Annotated in this window: 13 protein-coding genes; 1 reads left to right on the top strand and 12 read right to left on the bottom strand. The window is 49.8% G+C overall.

The window, feature by feature from the left end:
• Positions 1–209: 209 nt before the first annotated feature.
• Positions 210–908, top strand: coding sequence for an aspartate/glutamate racemase family protein (locus MKY48_RS14620; protein ID WP_339272848.1), 699 nt, complete (start codon positions 210–212; stop codon positions 906–908).
• Positions 909–997: 89 nt separating this feature from the next.
• Here MKY48_RS14620 and MKY48_RS14615 read toward each other — a convergent pair whose 3' ends face one another.
• The 12 genes from MKY48_RS14615 to MKY48_RS14560 all read right to left on the bottom strand — a co-directional run bounded on the left by MKY48_RS14615 (position 998) and on the right by MKY48_RS14560 (position 20,603).
• A complete protein-coding gene (locus MKY48_RS14615; RefSeq protein WP_339272847.1) occupies positions 998–1,654 on the bottom strand; it encodes a GAP family protein in 657 nt (218 codons plus the stop codon).
• Entirely contained in the window at positions 1,651–2,430 is a 780-nt protein-coding gene (locus tag MKY48_RS14610; RefSeq protein WP_339272845.1) for a MerR family transcriptional regulator, read from the bottom strand. Before MKY48_RS14610 ends, MKY48_RS14615 begins: the two co-directional genes overlap by 4 nt.
• Before the next feature lie 166 nt (positions 2,431–2,596).
• Positions 2,597–3,685 (bottom strand): endospore germination permease, encoded by a 1,089-nt coding sequence (locus MKY48_RS14605; protein ID WP_339272844.1) that lies wholly within the window; start codon positions 3,683–3,685, stop codon positions 2,597–2,599.
• Between the two features lie 21 nt (positions 3,686–3,706).
• The gene (locus tag MKY48_RS14600; RefSeq protein ID WP_339272843.1) at positions 3,707–3,928 is read right to left on the bottom strand and encodes a hypothetical protein; all 222 of its coding nucleotides are present in this window, start codon (positions 3,926–3,928) and stop codon (positions 3,707–3,709) included.
• Positions 3,925–5,136: a Ger(x)C family spore germination protein gene (locus MKY48_RS14595; protein ID WP_339272841.1), complete on the bottom strand. Its 1,212-nt coding sequence runs from the start codon at positions 5,134–5,136 to the stop codon at positions 3,925–3,927. The genes MKY48_RS14600 and MKY48_RS14595 overlap by 4 nt, the downstream gene beginning before the upstream one ends.
• A gap of 57 nt (positions 5,137–5,193) precedes the next feature.
• On the bottom strand, positions 5,194–6,666 hold the full coding sequence (locus tag MKY48_RS14590) for a spore germination protein (RefSeq protein WP_339293297.1): 1,473 nt from the start codon (positions 6,664–6,666) through the stop codon (positions 5,194–5,196).
• A gap of 239 nt (positions 6,667–6,905) precedes the next feature.
• Positions 6,906–7,577 carry a bifunctional 2-keto-4-hydroxyglutarate aldolase/2-keto-3-deoxy-6-phosphogluconate aldolase gene (locus MKY48_RS14585; RefSeq protein WP_339272839.1) on the bottom strand — a complete coding sequence of 224 codons (672 nt, stop codon included), beginning with the start codon at positions 7,575–7,577 and terminating at the stop codon, positions 6,906–6,908.
• A gap of 28 nt (positions 7,578–7,605) precedes the next feature.
• Entirely contained in the window at positions 7,606–9,267 is a 1,662-nt protein-coding gene (locus MKY48_RS14580) for a hypothetical protein (protein WP_339272838.1), read from the bottom strand.
• A gap of 190 nt (positions 9,268–9,457) precedes the next feature.
• On the bottom strand, positions 9,458–14,437 hold the full coding sequence (locus tag MKY48_RS14575; RefSeq protein WP_339293296.1) for a polysaccharide lyase family 8 super-sandwich domain-containing protein: 4,980 nt from the start codon (positions 14,435–14,437) through the stop codon (positions 9,458–9,460).
• Between the two features lie 581 nt (positions 14,438–15,018).
• Positions 15,019–16,878: a beta-galactosidase gene (locus MKY48_RS14570; RefSeq protein WP_339272834.1), complete on the bottom strand. Its 1,860-nt coding sequence runs from the start codon at positions 16,876–16,878 to the stop codon at positions 15,019–15,021.
• Positions 16,879–16,915: 37 nt separating this feature from the next.
• Positions 16,916–18,175 (bottom strand): alpha-L-fucosidase, encoded by a 1,260-nt coding sequence (locus MKY48_RS14565; RefSeq protein ID WP_339272832.1) that lies wholly within the window; start codon positions 18,173–18,175, stop codon positions 16,916–16,918.
• Between the two features lie 76 nt (positions 18,176–18,251).
• Entirely contained in the window at positions 18,252–20,603 is a 2,352-nt protein-coding gene (locus MKY48_RS14560) for a glycoside hydrolase family 95 protein (RefSeq protein WP_339272830.1), read from the bottom strand.
• Between the last annotated feature and the right edge of the window lie 55 nt (positions 20,604–20,658).

Genomic DNA, 20,658 nt, shown 5'->3' with positions numbered 1-20,658 from the left:
CTCCTATACAAATTGTTACAAGAAAGATACCATGTATTAATCGGTATAGTGTAACTCATATAAGCTATATCTAGTTATAGCCTATGGCTATAGCAAGAAAGGTGTAGATGTAATCTTGTTATACGCTAATACAAAAAAACGCGAGATTAACACGTTTTTTTCATAATACTCTATAATGGGATTACTTAGGATTGTAAAGGAGCTTATCTATGAAGACGATTGGACTTATCGGAGGAATGAGCTGGGAATCCTCCATTGAATACTACAGAATGATAAATGAGCAGGTGAGAAGCCGCCTGGGTGGCCTCCACTCGGCCAAATGCCTGATGTACAGCGTGAACTTTGCAGAGATTGAACGCTATCAATCCGAGGGAAATTGGAAAAAAGCCGGTGAAACATTGGGTGAGGCTGCACTTTCTTTAGAAAAAGGCGGTGCCGATTTTGTATTGATATGTTCCAATACGATGCACGTGGTACTAGAGGATATAGAAGAAAAAATAAGCATCCCTGTGCTGCACATTGCCGATGCCACGGCTATTCAAATCCGTGAACATGGGATTCGTACAGTAGGTTTGCTTGGAACCAAATATACCATGGAGCAGCATTTTTACAAGCAAAGATTAGAATCTAATCATATCAAAGTGCTCATCCCCAATAAACAAGATCGAGAGATCGTAAATAAAGTGATATATGAGGAATTATGTCTTGGCAACATCCAATCGGATTCAAAAGCTTATTATAAAGAAGTCATTGAACGGCTAATTCAAGATGGAGCTGAAGGAATTATTCTAGGCTGTACGGAGATCGGATTATTAATAAAACCCGATGATTCCCAAGTTCCTCTGTTTGATACAACCTTCATACATGCCATTGAAGCTGTTCATAAATCGCTCCAAGCTGACTCTTAATGGGCTAATCCTCCCGATTTCGGGAGAGGTTGCCAACGATTATCGGCCCCCTCACACCTGGCGAGTTTTCAATTCTAAATCGGATATCTTTACAAGTTGTCAATGCTGTTCAGCACCAGGATCAGCCCGGCAATACACAACACCCATGACAGAATCGATCCGGAGCTCTTGGCGATTCTCAGGCGCAGCTTTTCCAGCGGACGCTGCATCATCCGGCCTAATACGAGGTGTAATCCGAGCAATAGGAGTGGAGGCAGCACCATCACGATATTGTATGCAGCCAGGATGGGCATCCATTGAGCCGTAGTTAACTGCGCCTTTGTCATGAGTCCGATTGCCGCAAAATACGGAAGGGCTGTTGCTACCTCCAGCAGGGCAGTCGTGAACCCAAGTCCGATCATAGCCCCGAAGCTTTTGGATCTTGGACGGCGCGGCTCGGACGTTTTTTTCGTAGGGATAAAGAAGCTGGCGACAAACAGGATTCCGCCTACCACGGCCATGACCCAACTGACCGCTCGATTCTGAAAGATGCCGGTTACGGATTGCAGAACAGCATCCAAGCCCAGCATAAGTGCAGCTCCTACCAGGAAGTAGAAACCCGCCACTGTGAATAAATAAATGAATAAACGTGGGATTAGCCGGTCCCGTTCGGTCAAGAGCAGATACACCGTTACGCCAAGCGTAGCTGGACTCAGCGTGTCCAAGAGTGATAAGGCTCCAATGGAGAGCAGCAGTTCCAGCGTCAAGATGTCTCCCCCTCTCCAATTTGTTCTTTGTTCTTGTGTAATACATAAATTTCAAACGCCTGTTCCATGAATTGAAGAAGTTCATCCTCGATGGGATATAACCCCATCTGCTCGGACTGTACCGGAGATTTACGAATCTCCCACAGCTTATCTACGAAGGGGTCTTCATCTTCAAAAACCTCCAGTCGTTTCTCATCCATCCGCCGTACAATTCGTTGTACACCCGGTGAGTCGGGTCCGTCCTGCATCCGCCTTTTGAGCTGCCCCAACAAAGCAATCCACTCGAGAGAGTCGGGATCCGTGCTGTTCATATTAGGGAGTAGACTTAGCAACTCCACTTCACGCTTCTCAAACATTTGCTGCCGGAACGAGTGTTTTAACGAAGGGTCTCTTCCGGAAAGGTGAATTAATTTCTGAATGACATCCCAGCTTGTCTCACCTTCCACCGCAATGCTATGAAGCACAGCTCGCAGCGCCGATTCCATCTGGTCCAGCTTTTTTTGTTCGTTCATAACGAAGTCCAACTGATTCATCAAACCGGTGGACCAGTTCCATTCCGGGTTTGAAATCATATCCGATATTTCTTGCAAACTGAAGCCCAGCCTTTTGAGAAACTGTATTTGCTGCAGCTTCTTTAATTCATCATCACTGTATATACGATGTTTGCCCGGTGTTTTGGCGGCAGGAATCAGAAGGCCAATCTGGTCATAATAGCGCAGCGTTCTTACCGTAATACCCGTCTGTTTAGACAATTCTTGAATGGGAATCGACTTCATCACCTGCTTTCTTAATTCTCTCTGATATCTCCAGTATATAAGATGACGTTACGTCACTTTCAAGCTTTTTCACGAAAAATATTAGTACAATTGTGAATTCGATGCAGCAGGCGACAAAAAAAGCCCGAGTTATCGGGCTTGTTCAAGCACTTACTGAAATTCACTTTCATTTGAAGATTTTCGTTCTGGTTAACCCGATCAGATAAAGACCCGTGGGAATCACCAACAAGTGGAGAAGGGCGTAACTCGACCATACATTCTGAATGATATCAGCAACATAGACGGTGTTGATGTATGTATTCCAGGCCACGATGATAAACAGCACGGACAACGGATAGATTAACGGATTTTGTTGCTTCAGTCGGAACACGGTCTTCATTCCTTGAAGAATGGAAAGATACAATAGAGAGATCTTGATAAAAAAAGTAAGGATCCAAAGCGTAATCAATATGCCTTCCACACGTTGAAAGAAGTTCCCTAGGTTAATCGTCTTCGCGAGGGCAAATGCCGGAAACGTGCTATTCTCCGTCTGTTCGATTCCCAGAATCAGCACACTGAGCAGGACGATGATGCTCAGCACGAACCCGCCTGCGACAGCTCCCCCCATCAGTGCCCTCTCCCCTTTTTTCTCCCCCTTGACCAGAGGCAGGAATACCATCAGCACAATCAGTTCCTGAAACATGGAAGCATGGAATCCGGCCTTGGCAACAGGTATCCAGCCTTCCTCAAGCATTGGCTTGATATGGTTCCAATCGATCTGGGGAATGAGTGAGAGGACAAGGACCATAAACAGAAATATGATCCACGGAAACATCAATTCACCGACCCGGGCCAAGATTATGATGCCCATCCTGGCGCACATGACGGCCGCGATCAAGAACAAGATTTGAATAGCTTCGATCGGCGTCTCCGGCATCATTTCGCTGCTCAGGAAAAAACCCAAGTTGCCAAGCAAAGTGCCTGTAAGAATCAAAAAATAAAAAAGGTAGACCAGCGAGAGAATCTTTCCCAGCAGCTTCCCCAAAACCTTCTCATGGATCTCGAAGATCGTTTGACCTGGAAAGACACGCGCGATGGCTATGTACAGCACAACCATAAGGAGATTAATGAAGATACTTAAGAGGGAGGCCATCCACGCATCTTCCCGTGCAGTATGTGCTAACCCGGAGGGGGTAACCAGGATTGAAGTTCCGATGGTCAAGCCGAAGGCCAGTATAAAGAATTGTCGTGCGGCGATATCCTTATATTTGATCACGTGTTACCATACCCTTCTTCATTATGAGATCAACCTGTTCAGCGGCTGCATCAAGGCGCCGATCCAGTCCAGCGGCCTTAGATAAGGCACCTCCATCATATCCCCGATCAAGGCCAGCAAGGTTACTCCCCACACTGTATAGAACACGATCATGTCCCTGAGGGAGCGCAGCTTCAGAAGATGCCGGGTTTCCGTAACGAACACGATGGATAGGAAGAATATGAATAACCAATGCCAATTCACGGCTCATCGACCTCCCGTTTTAAGGGTTGTATGATGGATCCGATCCGCCGGATCGCGACATCGGCATCCACGCGGATGCTCATCGTTTTAAAACTTTTTCCCCAATGATCCCGGTATTTTTTCCATACGTCCGGATATTTTCGGTGCAAGACCTCGCCGAATCCAAAAACATCGGACCCATAGCGCTGCTGTACCCCCTCGATGTGCTTCCGGAGATTGGCGTTATATTTATCCTCGATGTCCTTCTCTAATTCGTCGATGACGGCTGGTTGACTGATATCAATCTGACATTGAACGGCATTCACGTCGGCCTCGATCTCCAATTCGGCTGAAAATTCGGGAATCCCCTCCGCATTGAGCGCAACATCAAGCGTTGTGTCTGCCCGGTTCACCGCGAACCCGACAATGCCGCTATCCGGACATGAAATATATCCCGCTGTAGTGTCGACTTTATTGAGGACATAATTGACGGTCTTGCTGGGCGGTTCCCCCAGCCATCCTACTAGCCGGTCCCCTTTAAACACGCCGAGTCCCGTATGTTGAAGAAGCGTTGAAGGATTGATTTTCTTGACATTCTCCATAGACTGTCCTTCGACTAAACTGCCGCTTAATTGGACCCCGGATAATACAGGGTCTGAGCCGTTGCGTTTGAGTTCCGTCACAAACTGCTGTATCGTGACTTTCCCCGTTGCTGCCCATTTTTTTTCCGATATTAGAATTGAGGAATAGAGCGAATTCGCCGGAACGTACTCGAATGGCGTAACGACCTCCAGGATCTCTGAGGCCTTTCCGTTCTTGGCAACGAGCATGAAGAAATCCGATCGCAGCTGATGATTCCGGGAGATATAATCGAGCACATCGCTGACCCCTGACCGGGCCATGTCTTCTCCAAATACCAACACGCGGACATGGGACAGATACGGCATCCGAGGTGCCATGCTTAACGTGCGCTGAAGGGCGTCGGGGATGGTTTTGCCGACTGACTTGTAGGTTACGACCGGAAGGCTCCCCGTCGATCCGCCTTTTTTGGAGCCCACCTCAGCGGAATTGAGCACTTGAGCAGAAATGACGTACCCATTCTCATGCGTATCAATTCCAAGTGCCATGACGACGGCAAGCTCATTCAGTTCTTTTCTGCTCCAGCATCCAGATATGAAAACCACCAGACTTAATATAAGCAGGACTGATCGTATTTTTCTTTTGAACATACATAATCTGTCCCCTCTGCTTAAAATAAAGAACCCCTGTCATGACTTACAGAAGGCTCATGGTTTGGATTTGGTTACATATTTCTTCATGCTGTGACGCGACATTCGCAGCAAAGCATCCTTTTGACTTCGCCAGCGTATAGGCGCAAAAGAAGACATATAAGGAACCCCCATGGACTGCAGGCTGCACAGGTGAAGGCCAATTATAATCATGCCGATAATCATCCCGTACAATCCAAACGACGCTGCTATTCCCATTAGCCCAAATCGCAAAATTCGCACCGATATTCCAATATTGAAAGAGGGTAGCGCAAAATTGGCAATCGCCGTTATGGATACAACGATAACCATCGCGGCCGATACGAGACCCGCTTCGACAGCGGCCTGTCCGATGACCAAAGTACCAACGATGGAGACGGATTGGCCGATCGATTTAGGTAATCGAATGCCGGCCTCGCGCAGGATCTCGAACGTGATCTCCATGATTAGCGCTTCGATAAATGCGGGGAAGGGCACCCCTTCCCGCTGGCCGATTAAGCTTGTCAGCAAGTTGGTCGGCAGCATTTCCTGATGAAATGTGGTGATCGCAATATATAGTGAGGGGGTAAGGAGCGCTATTCCAAAGCATAGATATCGAAGAAGCCGAACAAGGCTGGCAAAATCCCATCGCTGATAATAGTCCTCGCTCGATTGAAACAGCTGAACGAACAACGCCGGAACCACCAGCACAAAGGGCGTTCCTTCCACAAAAATAGCAATTCGTCCTTCCAGTAAAGCGGATGCAATGACGTCAGGCCGCTCTGAATTATATACCGTCGGAAAAGGGCTGTACCGATGATCCTGAATCATTTCCTCGATATAATTGCTCTCAAGAACGCTGTCCAGCTTGATTTCATCCAATCTTCTGCGCAGCTCATCAAGTACTTCGATATCATATAATCCATCCACGTACATCACGGCCACTAGCGTATTGGTGTGCTCGCCTACAGTTCTTTCTTCAATACGCAGCCTAGGACTTTGAATTCTTCGCCGGACTAGAGCCGTATTCTCGCGAAGGGATTCGGTAAAGCCTTCCCTCGGCCCTCTTACTACGGATTGTGAGCTGGCTTCCTCAACTCCGCGCTGCTTCAGTGCTTCAGTACCAACGTACAGTGAGGTTGATGTCCCATCCATAAAGATGATCGTATTCCCGGACAACAATTTCCCTTCAACTTCTTGAAAAGTGCTGGCTTCTCCCACTTTTCCCATCGTGATCGTGAGTTCTTTGAGCATTTTCATGCATACTTCCGGTGACTGGTTTGGAAATTCAATAAATAGAGGTAAATCTGCATGAATCGCTTCGATTAGCAATCGGGGATCTCCCATCCCTTCAATATAGACCATCACCGTAGGTATAGCGCCCAAAGTCAACTCTCGGTAGATGATATCTCCGCTCTGCCCGAATCGACTCTTCATATTTTCGATAAATTGCGTTATGGAAACCGGCAATTTTTCTTGTGAAACATGATGGCGTGTGGTTTTATTCGTCATGTAAACGACTCCTCGTTTTTCCCTCATGGCCAGCTTTGCCTTACAAGGAATTCAATGACCTTCATTTATCTTTTCCTCTACTGTTCCCGCAGTTGGATATAATATACTTTTTATACGGACTACTGAAATTCATTCGATATTCAGAATGAACGATCGAAAAACAAATAACGCCTCTTGAAGACTCAGGGAGTCCCAACAGGCGTTATCTGCTCAAAATTTCCTACCACTTTAAAGTATTGTTAATGCGTCAGACCTTTAGCTTGCAGATAGGCTCGCTTGTATGCGGCCGCTTTTTGGGCAATCAAGCTGTAGTCCTGACGCTTCAAAGCTTCGTTTGTCAGATCCGAGCCAATACCGACGGCTATCGCCCCCGCTTTGATCCATTCGCCAAGGTTATCAAGAGAGACACCACCGGTCGGCATAATATTCGCCTGCGGCAGCGGGCCCTTGATCGCCTTGATCATCGACGGATCATACAGGTTGCCAGGGAACAGCTTAATAATGTCCGCCCCAAGTTCCAGTGCTTCCTGGATTTCCTTGATCGTCATGACCCCCGGCATGACCGGAATCCGATAACGATTGCACAGCATCATGGTGTCTCTGCTCAGGCACGGCCCAACAACAAACTCGGCACCGCTCAATATCGCAGCACGCGCGGTTTCCGAATCAAGCACTGTACCTACCCCGATGATGGCATAGGAAGATGGATCTTCGGCGTTCCATGAATATTTGCGCGACAACGTTTCAATAGCCCGGAGCGCAAACGGTACGGTCATCGTCACCTCAATCACTTTGATGCCGCCGGCAATCGCCTGTTCGGCCATCTCCACAACCTGCTCCGGCGTTTCGCCGCGCAGGACCGCGACGACGCCTTCTTCCGTGATTTTTTGAATCAGCTGCAGTTTCTTCATCTTAAAACTCCTCTTTTCTATTCGGTAACTACACAGAGTACCATTCAAACGTACACTCCGCTCCGTTTATCGTTCTCGCCAAGTTCCCTGAAGTCATATGCTTCAGAATGAGTCGATCTTCCGTCGTCCATCCTGTATATGCAACCTCAAACTCGCCGTCTGTCTTGAATTCCGGCCTGTGCTCGGACATTCGCCGTGCGAACGCCACCAGTTGTTCGATCCCCCTGTTCTCCGCTTCCGGGACGGACACCGCTTCTACGGTGAGAGCTATTCCAGCGCCATGGCAAACGACCTGATGATATCCGGACTGTTCCCTAATGTCATAAGTAGTCCCTGGGCTCAAATGTACGGCAAAATAGACCTCATCTACTTTACCGTACAAAGCTTCTGACTCATACAACCATTCCCCTTCCGGTAGAACGCCGACAATTTCCGCACCGCCGGTACCCGCTGGTTCCGGCAGCGGATACAGTGCCAGCACCACATTTTTGTGATACAGCACCTCCATCCACTCGCTTTGGTGGCGGGGATCGCCACCAGAAGGATCATATCCCTCTCCCGGGTGAAAAAAATACAGCTGATTGGCCTTGCCGCCGTCGCGAATTGGGAGGCTGAACATCCAGCGCAGCTGCTCGTTGTCGAACTCACGAACCCGCTCCCACAATCCGCCCGCCGCATAATGTTCTGTCACATAAGCATAGGAGTGCAGCTGCCTCATTTCGCCGTCAACCGATTTCAACAAAAGCTTGCGCACTTCCGTCGGTTCTCTGCGGTTTAGGGCAAGACGCCGTTTAGCTTCCGGAGCTTTGTGGAACAGAAATCCGGCATACTCCGTGCGCGGCATATCCTCAGGGAGACTGAAATCACCGAACTGGACATAATCGTGAAGCACATTGGCATCCCTCGGCGCATCATGCGGCCATCCCCTGGAGTGGGCTCCTACCCACGCCCCTTTCAAATAATAGGACGTGCGCAGGCTCCACAGCTCATCTAACAGTTCATACAGCTCCTGCTTTAATTCCGGTTCCTCCGTCAATTCCAGTGCACAGGTGAACGCCTGTGTCCAATGCCAGAACCACGGCAGGCACCCGTACTCAGCCATACCTTCCCGGCGGAGCAGACTCAGGGTATCCCGAAGACTTTGTTTTCCGTCCTCCAGGAGTTCCTTATCGCGGAAGCGCTGGCCGAATATTAACTTGGCTGCCGTATATTTAGCCTCATGATGATTGCACACGGTAAGGGGCTTGCGAAAAAAGCCTCCTTGGTAGATGTGTTCCAGCGCAGCTTCAAACTCCGCGGCCAAGCCCTCGCTCATCTCGCTTTCAAACTTACGATGGAAAAAAACCATCAAGCTTCCCATCAATTCCACCGGCAGCGCATGCGGACTCGCCTCTTCCGGCTTCGTCCCCAGGTTCAGCGGCCAGTGCCCGTGCATGGGATTCTTCGCATCCCGGTTCTGCAGCCGCAGCACACGACCCAGAACCTCCTCTGCCAACCGTTTACCTTCCTGCCGGTTGAACTGCGGATCATTCTCGATGTCTACCGAAGCTGCAAACAGATAAGAAGCGTAATAGAAGTTATCACGAACATCTCTGTGAAACCACAGCCCGCTGGATAGCAAAGGCCGCCTCCATGCTTGTTCCGCAACGTTCCGAACAATCCGGTTCATTCTCTCTTTATAATCGTTCATGTGTTCTCCTTTCCCAATCCGATGGTAAAGCCGCTTTCCAACATAATGCAGAATAAAAAAAGAACCAAAAGAAACCTAATTCGAACCTATATAAACATTAAAAACCTAAATGAACAAAAAGGGAAGCTATATTTCAAAACCAAAGTCTTCATTTATCTTGCATGGCTTGCCCTTTACCACAGAAGAGGGCCTAACGGCCCTCTATTAATGGGTTATCCATACCCAGGAAATTGATCATATTCAGCATTACCTGTGCCGCCTCTGCACGGGTAGTCTGTCCCTGGGGAAGGAAAGCTTCTCCCCTTCCCTGCATTAAACCAAGGTTTACGACAAGCTTCAGGTCTTCCCGTGCATAAGTGGATACTTGATCCGCGTCTATGAACTTGATTTCTTTAACCTGTCCTTCCATACTGCCCTTGATCATCGTTGAAAGTCTTGCAGCCATGACAGCCATATCCTCCCGGCTGATCGGCCCATTGGGGTCGAATATACCATCCGCTTTACCTTTTACAAGCCCGGCTTCATAGGCAGCGGCAACCGCATCCGCATACCAGGCCTGCGGTTTGACGTCATCAAATGCGTTTTTGTCACTTGCCGCAAAGCCCCAGGTCCGTACGATCAATGAGATAAATTCGGCGCGTGTTACCGCCGAGTCCGGAGCAAACTCCGTTTCCGTCCGACCATTTACAATATGCCGTGCGGTCAATACTTTAACGGCGCGCTTCGCCCAGTGCGAAGCAGGCAGGTCGTTAAACCCTTTGTTGTATTCCAGCACAGTGTATAATCCAGGACTATTTATGTAAGCTTCGATTGATTCTTTGTGGGTCCCGGTTAACCTGCTGACATACTTCCATGTTTGAACATCTTGATCATATACATAAATCCCTAACAGTTCAGGATCCAATCCGGCATAAGCCGAGGCGTCAAAACGGATCCGAGCAGGCACCGCAAAAGGTTGATTATATTCCTTTTCCACATCTGCTCCGCCAAGAAATACGCCGAATTTCATCATCCCGCCGGATCGGAGCTGAAGATTCGATCCATGGGAACCACCGACTAAAACGGACGCTTCCTGTTCCCCAACCGGTTCGAATGTCAGCAGCACCGCCGTATGGCCGACCGAATCGGCTTCGATTGCCGAAAGCAGCGCCGAATCGAGTGTAAGAGTTACGCCCTTCTTCTTGATTTCCAGCTTGCTTTTTCCAAGATGCGCTCCGGCTTGTTGGGGCAGGCTGATCTTGGTTTCCTCTTCAGTGAGTGAGATCGAGACTACGCCGTCCACTGGCGCCCGAAGCGTCTTTTCATTCACAATTTTGACCCCGTGGGTCGCTTCATGATGGCTCGTTTCCGTTGAAGTGTCCGAATTACCTTGCATCCCTTCATTGCCGGACGTGTTGTCGTGCGAATTGCTCTCCGATCCATTCCCGTTACCGGAGCCATTATCCGTGCCACCCTCGGTAGAGGATGTATCCGTCGTTACTCGCAGCTTGTTGCTCTCCGACAGATTGCCTGCGGCATCGGATGCCTTCACACTAAACACGTATTCGGTTGCAGGAAGCAACCCGTCCAGCGTTTGGTTATACACCGATGCAGACACACTCGTCACCCACTGCCCATCTCTGTAAAGGCTGTATCCGGATACTCCTACATTGTCGGAAGATTCGGACCACTTTAAGGCAATTGAAGTATCTGTCACCGATGTATAACTCAGCACAGGCGCGCTTGGCGGGGTGTCATCACGAGTCGCGACCGTAATCTCCCGGCTGTCTCCCACCCGCTGGCCGCCTCCATCAAGGCCCGATACCTCAAAGTGATAAATGGTACCAGGCAGCAGGCCGTCCACGGTCGCAGTGTAGGTGTCAGATGTTACTGTACGGTAAGTAGCGTCACTTACCGTAACACCGTCTTTGGTAATTTCATAACCTTCTATTCCCGACACGCCATCCGGGACCGTCCATTCCAGATCGACACTCGTTTCGGTTTGAAGCGTCGAATACAAGGAAGAGACAGGCACCTCTTTCTTAAAAACAACGGTATGCGCCGCACCTAATGATCCGTTCGTGTTCAAGCGCAGTTTAATGTACGGCGCCGTTTGTTCAATAGTTACAGTTGGATCAGCACTTGCTAATACAAGCCCCGCGCGATTTAAATACAGCGTTATTTCCGACTGCTGCTGTGTCGGATCGGAGACCGCGATACTTAAACCGTCGTCCGTTTCCTTCATGATCACCGAAGCCGGCTGCTCCGAACGCAGATCGCCTACGGTACCCGGATTCCAAAAATTAGCCGCTGTGAGGCCAAGCGTCTTCTCCTTCACCGCGTGGATGTCTATCGTGCTTGCCAACACGTCGATATCCGGATTCTCACTGTACTGCTTGGTTGCCTCCCCACCCTGCTCAGGCAGCAGAACGTATGAATAAGAGGCGTTAGCTGGCGTTTCTCCGTGATCGAAGGCCAGACTTAAATAATTCCGTGTAATCGGAGTATCCGCTTGCGCGCTGTTGATCTCCTTCCAACTGGCGGTTCTGTTCTCACGGAGTACCGACAATTCCGCTGCATCCGGGAAATAATACCCCGTTCCGGCGCCATCCGTATTACTGTCGAGATGTGCCCAATGCACACCGCTCGTCTTATATGGGGATCCGGTCGCTAACGGCTGGTCAACGCCGTCCATAATGAGTCTATTGTCCCCGGCAGCATTCAACATGCGGTTCTCGATTAGGGTTTCAACCGTTTGAGGCCCGCTTCCATTACTGGTAATGCCGGAGCCAAGCGCGACGATTTCATCATCAAACATGAACCAGGATTTTTTGCCCTTCAAATCGCTGCCCGTCACTTTAGCCAGCGAGAAATCCATGCCGGCGGCTCCGTATTCGCCATCCAGCGATACGCCCCCGACCCAAGATTGGGTATTCATGTATGAGGTCCATTCTCCGGGAACCCGCCCTTGTCCGGATCCGTCCGTTGTGGTCCCCGGCAAACGGAAGGAATCGACGGTCGGCCAGAAGTCATTGCGATACTGCCCGAAATCCCGGTCATACAAATAAGTCATGCCTATCCCTGTATACCAGCCCTTCAGGTTCTCGTTATTTCCCTTCTCAAAGGCCGAGATGCGATCCGAAAACAGGCTCAGCCCAAATCCGAAACCATCCCGCAAGTGAACGACCCGGTCCATGCCTGCGAACACTTGATTTTTTACCAGGTGGCCCCTCGGTGTAATCGCATCCTCGTTCATCAGCTTTTTGATGACCATGATATCGCCAAGGGACAATCCTTCGTAATAATTACTGTAGGTTGTATCTTTGGATATCCATTCCTTTGCCATTTGTTTGATGGATATGGCCACATCAGCCGGTGCAGATTCCGCCATGCGCAGCAAAGTAATGATCGTACTGCGGGCGCTACCGCTGCCACTGCGGGAGATCCCCCTTCCGTTGACCATATCCATGAACTGCCCGTTATAAATGATCGGCTCATAGGTCTGCGATACCCAGTCATACACATTCAATACGTTACGATCCGTGATCGGCCATGGCGAATCGGTCAACAGATAGGACATGTCCGCCGTGCCTTTCAACCATACCGATCCATAACCTCCGGTATAAGCGATATTCGAATGCTGCACAAGGGAGCCGTCGCGATATACGCCGTCCCCTTTTGTCGCATAAACATATTCGGAACCGATCGAATCTCTACCCAGCATAATTTTGGCACTGTTTTTTTCGATAATTCCACGAAGTGTAACCACAAACGCTTTATCCAATAAATTGGCACCGGTCATTTTGACCCCGCTGACGCCAAGCACGGATCCTACCTTCGGATTCGGACAGAATGTATCGATTGCCGAAATGAAACGGGTGATTTGTTCCCGAGATAGATTGTCGTACATCAAAACCATCACATCATTAAGTACTTGCGGAGCACCAATCTCCCAGTCCCACCAGTTATTGTAGGCTTTTTTACTGCCGTTGTAGCGATTTGCGTACATCCAGTCGAGTGCGCTGACAATATCGCTCGCAAGCTCCTTGTTTTCGAACAAATCGGAGCCCGGAACGGAATATGCTAATGCCATCGTTTTTAGTCGGTTATAAGCTGTCGTGATTTGGCTGGAATCAGTCGTGCTGGTCATATCACTCCACAACCATGTGCGCCCGGGTGACTTGTCCAGCGACTTCCAGAATCCAGAAGCCTTATTCGCTTGGGCGGTTACAGCCGCGACAATATCAGGATCACTTTCGTCAAATGCGCCGCCAGTCAGACGTGTATGCCATTTTGCACGTAAGCTTTCGTAGGCCTCCATGTCTAAAGCTGATTCCACATTTACCAAACATTCTGCAAACGTCAGACCATCCGGTGTTGAAATTCTGATTGTTGTCGTACCGATACCTACTCCGGTAATCTCGCCAAGATCATTTACGATCGCCACATCGGGGTTGCTCGAAGTCCAGCTTACACTTTTGTCCGATGCCGTAGAAGGCGTCATGGTCGGAGACAACGTAACCTTGCCACCAACTGCCATGGAAAAGGCCGTTTGATTCAGCGTGATTCCGGTGTAACCTGAATATTCCTCCAGCACCAGGTCGTCAAACCAGACCTTCCCTTTCCCTGTCTCCAGAAATGGCTCAATGGTCAACTTGGTTGTTGTTTCGGGAATCGTCAGGACCACCTGCTGCATCGTCCAATCCCGGGTTCCCGTCAACCTTTCGGAAGCAGGTCCGTCCCCCACCTTGACCGTATTATAGTATTGGGTCCGGAAGTAAACGCCCTGGCCGGATATGTTATCCGTCTTCAACCACAGCTTAAGCTTGTAGGATTTGCCGGGTGTCACAGATGTGACCACCTGCTTGACGGATACTCGACTCGTGTTAAAAGCATCAAACAACAGTGACTGTTTCCCTTCATGCGAGTGTCCCGTATCGATTTTGACCGTTGCCGTTTTGTTCGGCTCTTTGCCGCTGCCGGTTGGAATCCATAAATCCCAATGAACCGGAACTGGATCCGCGATCCCTTTCCAGGCCCCGCTTACCGTGGAAGTCGTTTCTTCAAAGCTTCCATTAAGCATAAGATTGGTAGATGCAGCCGACGCTACCCCGGCTGTGAAACTCCCGATGCTTGCGGACAAGAGATCTATCCCAAGCATAAGCGCTAACACCAGACTGGTTTTTCGCATTAATTCACCCCGCCATATGGTTAAAGTACAAGCCACAAACCTGGTACGCGTACACCTCAGCTTTCTAAGACTCTACGGCTCAATACCCGCATCAGGCCTCGTGTTACTTGTAATCTTACTTAGTTGAAAAAATAGGAAGGTGGAGAATTTTGACCGAAAGCGTATACATTTCTGACATTGTCCTGGACTCCTGTTCAGGGCACATACGTTAAAGGGGGTGTCCCAAAAGATCTTAGATCTTGCGGGAGGCCCTAGAAGACGCTCCATGTACGAATCATTCCTACCATCGCTGTTGCCCCCACATTTCTTGGAATGGTTCTGAGCAAGGACGAAATGTGGGGGCAAAGGCGAGCGCTGACGCTTGTCCGGAATCGATTCGTCCTCTCCGCTACGCCGTGCAGATGGCGGCCAATGATCAAAACAGAAGCCATAGCGGTGTGGGAATAACATCCTGAGCACCGCTATGGCTTTATTTGACACACTTCCTGTTTATGGGGGCCGTACGTCAAGCAACTACATCTGCTTTTGGGACGGCCCCTTGTTGAACTTGACGAACTGTACAATATCCGTGCCTGTATGGACTATTTGTCTTCTCCGTCCTGTACGAAATTGAGCACAGCTTCGTCCACAGCAGCGGTCTGTCCGAGGTCCGGTCGATCTGACAGTTCGACTTCGCAAGATGCGGGACGGCCATGCAGTTCAAACAGAACCAGTTCGTTTTCCCCTTTACGCAATAAAGGGCCGGGAATATATAACGCCCTCTGCGGCCCCGCCTTCCAGTACCGGCCCAGATTGAAGCCATTGATCCAGGCGACACCTTTAGTCCAGCCATCAAAGCGAAGAAACGTATCCCCGATGTCCTCCACCTGAAAATGTCCGCGGTAAAATCCGGGCAGGTCTGCGTTTTCCGATTCCGGTGTGGACAGCTCTTCTTGCTCCGTCTGCCCATCATCGGTAACCGGTTTATAAGAGAGTGATGTCAGCGTTTCGGACTCCAGCGGCAGGGTCCGGATCGTCCAATCATACAGGAACTGGTTATCGATTCTCACACCTTCCGTGATTCCCTTGGGATCACGGATAAGCGGTCCATAATTGATCCGGCCCATGTTCTCGACGAGAATATCCAGCCTTGCTCCGTTTGCGGGAACGGTAATATCGAGCGGCTCTGAATTCCAACGTTCGATCACGCCAAGCGGCCGACCGTCCAGAAATACCTGGGCGCGATCTCGGACCTCTTGAATATGCAGCTGCTGTCCTTGCCGCGGTCCCTGAATAAATGTGCTGTACAATATAAAACCATAGGACTGTCCGAATTTTTCCATCGGCTGGATGCATACGCTTTGTATCGGTTCTGAGAGATGCTGTAGATTGGCTTCCGTAAATAGACCGGCCTTTTCAGATAAAGCCACCTTTCCGTAAGCTGCCTTAGGAACGGGCTCCGGGAACACACAACCCGGCGCAAAACCATGCTTGCTGAGCACCAACCGGACCGCCTCGTATTTCTCCGTCTTATCCCCCCATTCCGTCAAAGGGGCATCATAATCGTAGCTTGTCGTTGTTGGCTCATAGGTCTGGATGTGATTCGCTCCACTGTAAAAGCTGAAATTGGTTCCACCATGGAACATATACATATTAATCGAGGAGCCTTTCTCCAGCATTTCATCCAGTACGCCGGCAACATCGGCCGCATCCCGCACATGATGGTCCTCCATCCAGTGATCAAACCAGCCGTTCCAGAATTCCATGACCATCAGCGGCTCTTCCGTACGATATTCCCGGTATTTGCGGAAGGATTCTTCTACCCGGGAACCGAAATTCACAGTCGCGTGCACATCGTCAAGTGACCCGCCTAGTAGCATCTCGTCTGTTGGCCCGTCGGAAGTAAAGAGAAGCACATCCACGCCACGCCGCACCAGTCCTGCGCGCAAATATTCCAGATAAGCGTGATCGTTGCCGTAACTGCCGTATTCATTTTCGACCTGAACGGCCAGAATCGGCCCTCCATGTGTGGACAGCAGCGGAACCAGTCTTGGGATCAACTCATCGTAATAATGATCCACCTTGCTTAAATAGAGCGGATCACTGCAACGAAGCCGGACTTCTCCATAACCAAGCAGCCAGCCTGGCAAACCTCCAAATTCCCATTCCGCACAGATGAACGGGCTGGGTCTGACAATAACGTGCAGGCCCAATTTCCCAGCTAATTCGATAAACGATACGACGTCGGCTATGCCACTAAAGTTAAATTCCCCTTCTTTGGGTTCGTGTACATTCCAGGCAATATAAGTTTCAACGGTATTGAAGCCGCAGGCCTTTAATTTTAATAGCCTGTCCTCCCAATATCCAGGAACCACACGGAAATAGTGAATCGCTCCCGATATAATCCGGTACGGCTGCCCGTTCAGCAAGTATTGCCCGTTCTTCCAAGTGAGCATTCCCATTACAGATCCCTCCACACTTCTTGATAAAATCCAACGTTTATTGCCCGCAGCGATAAACCGCCATTTTTTTGATTTTCGGACTTGCGGCCGATTTCAGTACACGTAAACGCACCTTGTCCGTAGATACTGGCGAGAACGCATCGATTTTCTTGTGACCGATCGCGCTGCCGCGCGTAAGCTCAAGCCACTCTCCATCGATGAACGCTTCCAGCACATATTGACTTACACGTTCTCCGTAAACGATCTCCTCCATGACAACGGCATGATCGATCACGCATACTCGGGAAAGGGTCATTTCAACGACCTCGCCCGATCCCGAGCTTTCAGCCAGGGCATGACCAAACCGACGCTCGATCTCTCTGCCAAATGCCAGAAGCCGCTTTACATCGGCCTCCGGAAGCAGCCCCCGATGGTCTGGAGCGACATTGAGCAGCAAGGTTGCCCCATGCCCGACCGATCGATAATAGATTTCCATTAGTTGATCAACAGACAACAGCAAGTGTTCTTCGTCAGGATGCCAGAACCAGCGGTCTTTTCGGATGGGGACATCACATTCCGCGGGCACCCAGCCCGGCGTCTCCGGCAGCCACTTCAGCGATTCTTCGCTGAACATGCTGCCTCGGGAAGAATCGGCCGTATTCCAGCAAGGATACGGAGCGACGCCATCCTCATTGCCGACCCAACGGATTGTGGGCGCGCCCATATTAAACACCATCGCGCTGGGCTGATGCTTTTTCACGAGATCCATGATTCGAGGCCAGTCATATTCGCGGCCTTCCGACCCCGCACCGTCAAACCAGATTTCTACAAGCGGACCATAGCCGGTTAAGAGCTCCTCCAATTGTCTGCAATAAAAGTCATCATACTTTTGCGGATCGGCATAACATGGCTCATGCCTGTCCCAAGGGGATACATAAATACCGAAGCCGATGCCCTCTTCCCGGCAAGCATCCGCACATTCTTTTACGACATCGCCCCGACCATCCTTCCACGGGCTCGAGGCTACGGAGTAATCCGTTGTCGCCGTTGGCCACAGGCAAAAGCCGTCATGGTGCTTTGTCGTCAATATGAAATAACGGAACCCGGCCTTTTTTGCCGTTCTTACCCACTGCCGGGCATCTAGCTGTAGTGGATTAAACAATGTGGGCGAATCCTTGCCCTCTCCCCACTCCTGATCACAAAAAGTATTGATTCCAAAATGGCAGAACATCCCGAGCTCCATGTCCTGCCAGACTAGCTGCTCTGGAGTCGGCAAAACAGCAAGATGATCCGAATGCCCCTTCAAATCTTCATTCATCTCTTTTTCACTCCCTCACATGAGTTATGCTACATATGAAACTTGATTCCAACTACACAGTGAATGACACGGTTCATTATCTTTTTAATACAATCTGATAGGTCTCTTCCCCCTCTGCCGCAAACGTATATTGATAACCCGAGCCTGAGCTTAGGCATGTTATAGGTACAGGAACATGCGTGGAATCAAGTATTACAAGCTGGTGCCCACTAAATAAAACACAATTCCGGAAATTCTCAGAATAAATCTCAGCCGCTTCAAGCTTGCCTTCTTTCCAGCTGATATTCACTGTATAACCCCCTCTAGCACGAAGTCCCCTCACCGAACCACTTGACCATGAGGACGGCAGAGCGGGAAGCAAGCGAATTTCGCCTCCATGGGATTGCAGCAACATCTCCTGGATCGCGGCTGCTCCACCGAAATTGGCATCAATTTGAAAAGGGGGATGGTCACCGAACAAATTCGGATGTACTGCCTTGGCCAGCAGCTCGCGTAGGCTGTCATGTGCTTTCTCTCCCTCGCCAAGTCGAGACCAGAAATTCGTAATCCACGCTTGGCTCCAACCGGTATGTCCTCCGCCATACTTCAGGCGCCGTTCCAACGTTGCCCTGGCAGCTTCTCCTAGCTCGGGCATTCGATGAGGGATAATCTGTTCTCCCGGATGCAGAGCGAATAAATGTGAGATATGGCGATGACCCGGCTCAAACTCTTCATAATCGACAGCCCATTCCATGACCTGTCCATATCGGCCGATTTGGGGCTGAGGAAGCTTTGCCCGCGTACCGCTCCATTGTTTACTCCATTCCTCATCCATCCCCAGAATCTCCGCTGCTTCAATACAAGCGGTAAATAATGCATATATAATTTGTGAGTCCATCGAAGGGCCGGAGCATAAGGAACCCATCTGTCCTTTCTCGTTAATATAGCTGTTCTCCGGTGAGAGCGAAGGCGAAGTAACCAGACAGCCGTTCTCATCAAAAACAAGAAAATCAAGAAAGAACAAGGAAGCCTCCTTCAGTACTGGATAAGCTCGTTCTCGCAGGAATGACTCTGACAGATTATAGCGATAATGCTCCCATAAATGCAGGGCCAGCCACGCCCCGCCCATCGGCCAGAAAATGGCAGGTGTCCATGCTCCAAACAAGCCGCTCTCTGCCCACAGATTCGATGATGTGTGCGCCGTAAACCCTCTCGCCCCATACAGAGATGCCGCGGTCTTCCGCCCGTTTATGACCAACCGATCGATAAAATCGAACAATGGCTCGTGACATTCCGGCAAATTGCCTGTCTCGGCAATCCAATAGTTCATCTGCAAATTAATGTTCAGATGATAATCACTCTCCCAGGGTGGCGTGAAACTTTCATTCCAGATTCCCTGCAAATTGGCAGGTAAACTCCCCGGTCTCGAGCTTGCCATCAGTAAATAACGACCATATTGATAGAATAACGCCTCAAGTCCAGGATCATTAACCCCTTGCCGATAAAGCTGTAGTCTCTCCGAAGTAGACCTATCAACAAGTGCATCTTCTGCCTCTGAAGCGCCATCTTCCGTTATCGGAGTTATCAATGTATCAGAAACTTCGATTTCCAGACTTACTCGCTCGAATAAAGCGCAATGATCAGCAATATGCTCATCCAGCAATGAGCCATATGGAAGCAATGCAGCGGATCCCGCCTGTTGCAGTGCCTCCCGGTACGGATCATCACAGCGAAACGATGTTTGAGCGGCGAACAGCAAGGTAACGGCATCGGCAGACTGGATATTGAGGTAATTGCCAACCGTTTGACACTTGCCGCCAATCGTACATGCATGAAGTACTGCCGCGTATTTAACACCATCCGGCCCACATATGCCCTCCATCGCCAATGTACGTTCATTTTCCCGCTTTATGTTTCCATCGAAGGGTCGCCTGCTTAACCGGGCTGATAAATGAATAGCTGCAGGTTCCGATGCAGAAATACGAACGACAAGGACTTGATGAACAGCACTTGCAAAGACTTTCCTCTCATAGAAAATGCCGTTCTCTTCCCAGGATACGGAAGCAACGCCCGTCCTCAGATTCAGCTCCCGCCTGTATTGATTAACTTCGGATGTGCCCGACTTGAACTGAAGCAGCAGATCTCCGAGCGGCTGGTAAGGTCCAAAGTATTGCGGAGCATTCGTAAAATGTGTAAGCGCCAACTGCTCCGCCTCTCGCAGCTCCCCACAGCGAAGAAGAGATCTGATATCATCCAGCTTTTGTATCGCCTCTGGATTGTCGTGCTGCTTCGGTCCGCCATACCATACCGAATCTTCATTCAAACCAATCCGCTCGGTGGACACACCGCCAAATACCATGGCTCCGAGTCTCCCGTTGCCGACGGGAAATGCCTCCGTCCAGACCTTTGCAGGCCGTCGTTCTACAAGCTTTCTAGTTTCGTTGATCATCGCTCTGCTCCTATTTTGAGTATCACAATAGAATAAGGGCTGTCTCAGATGTATG

Source organism: Paenibacillus sp. FSL W8-0187 (assembly GCF_037969755.1).
Taxonomy (GTDB): domain Bacteria; phylum Bacillota; class Bacilli; order Paenibacillales; family Paenibacillaceae; genus Paenibacillus_AQ.
This window is presented reverse-complemented; position numbering and strand designations above follow the sequence as displayed.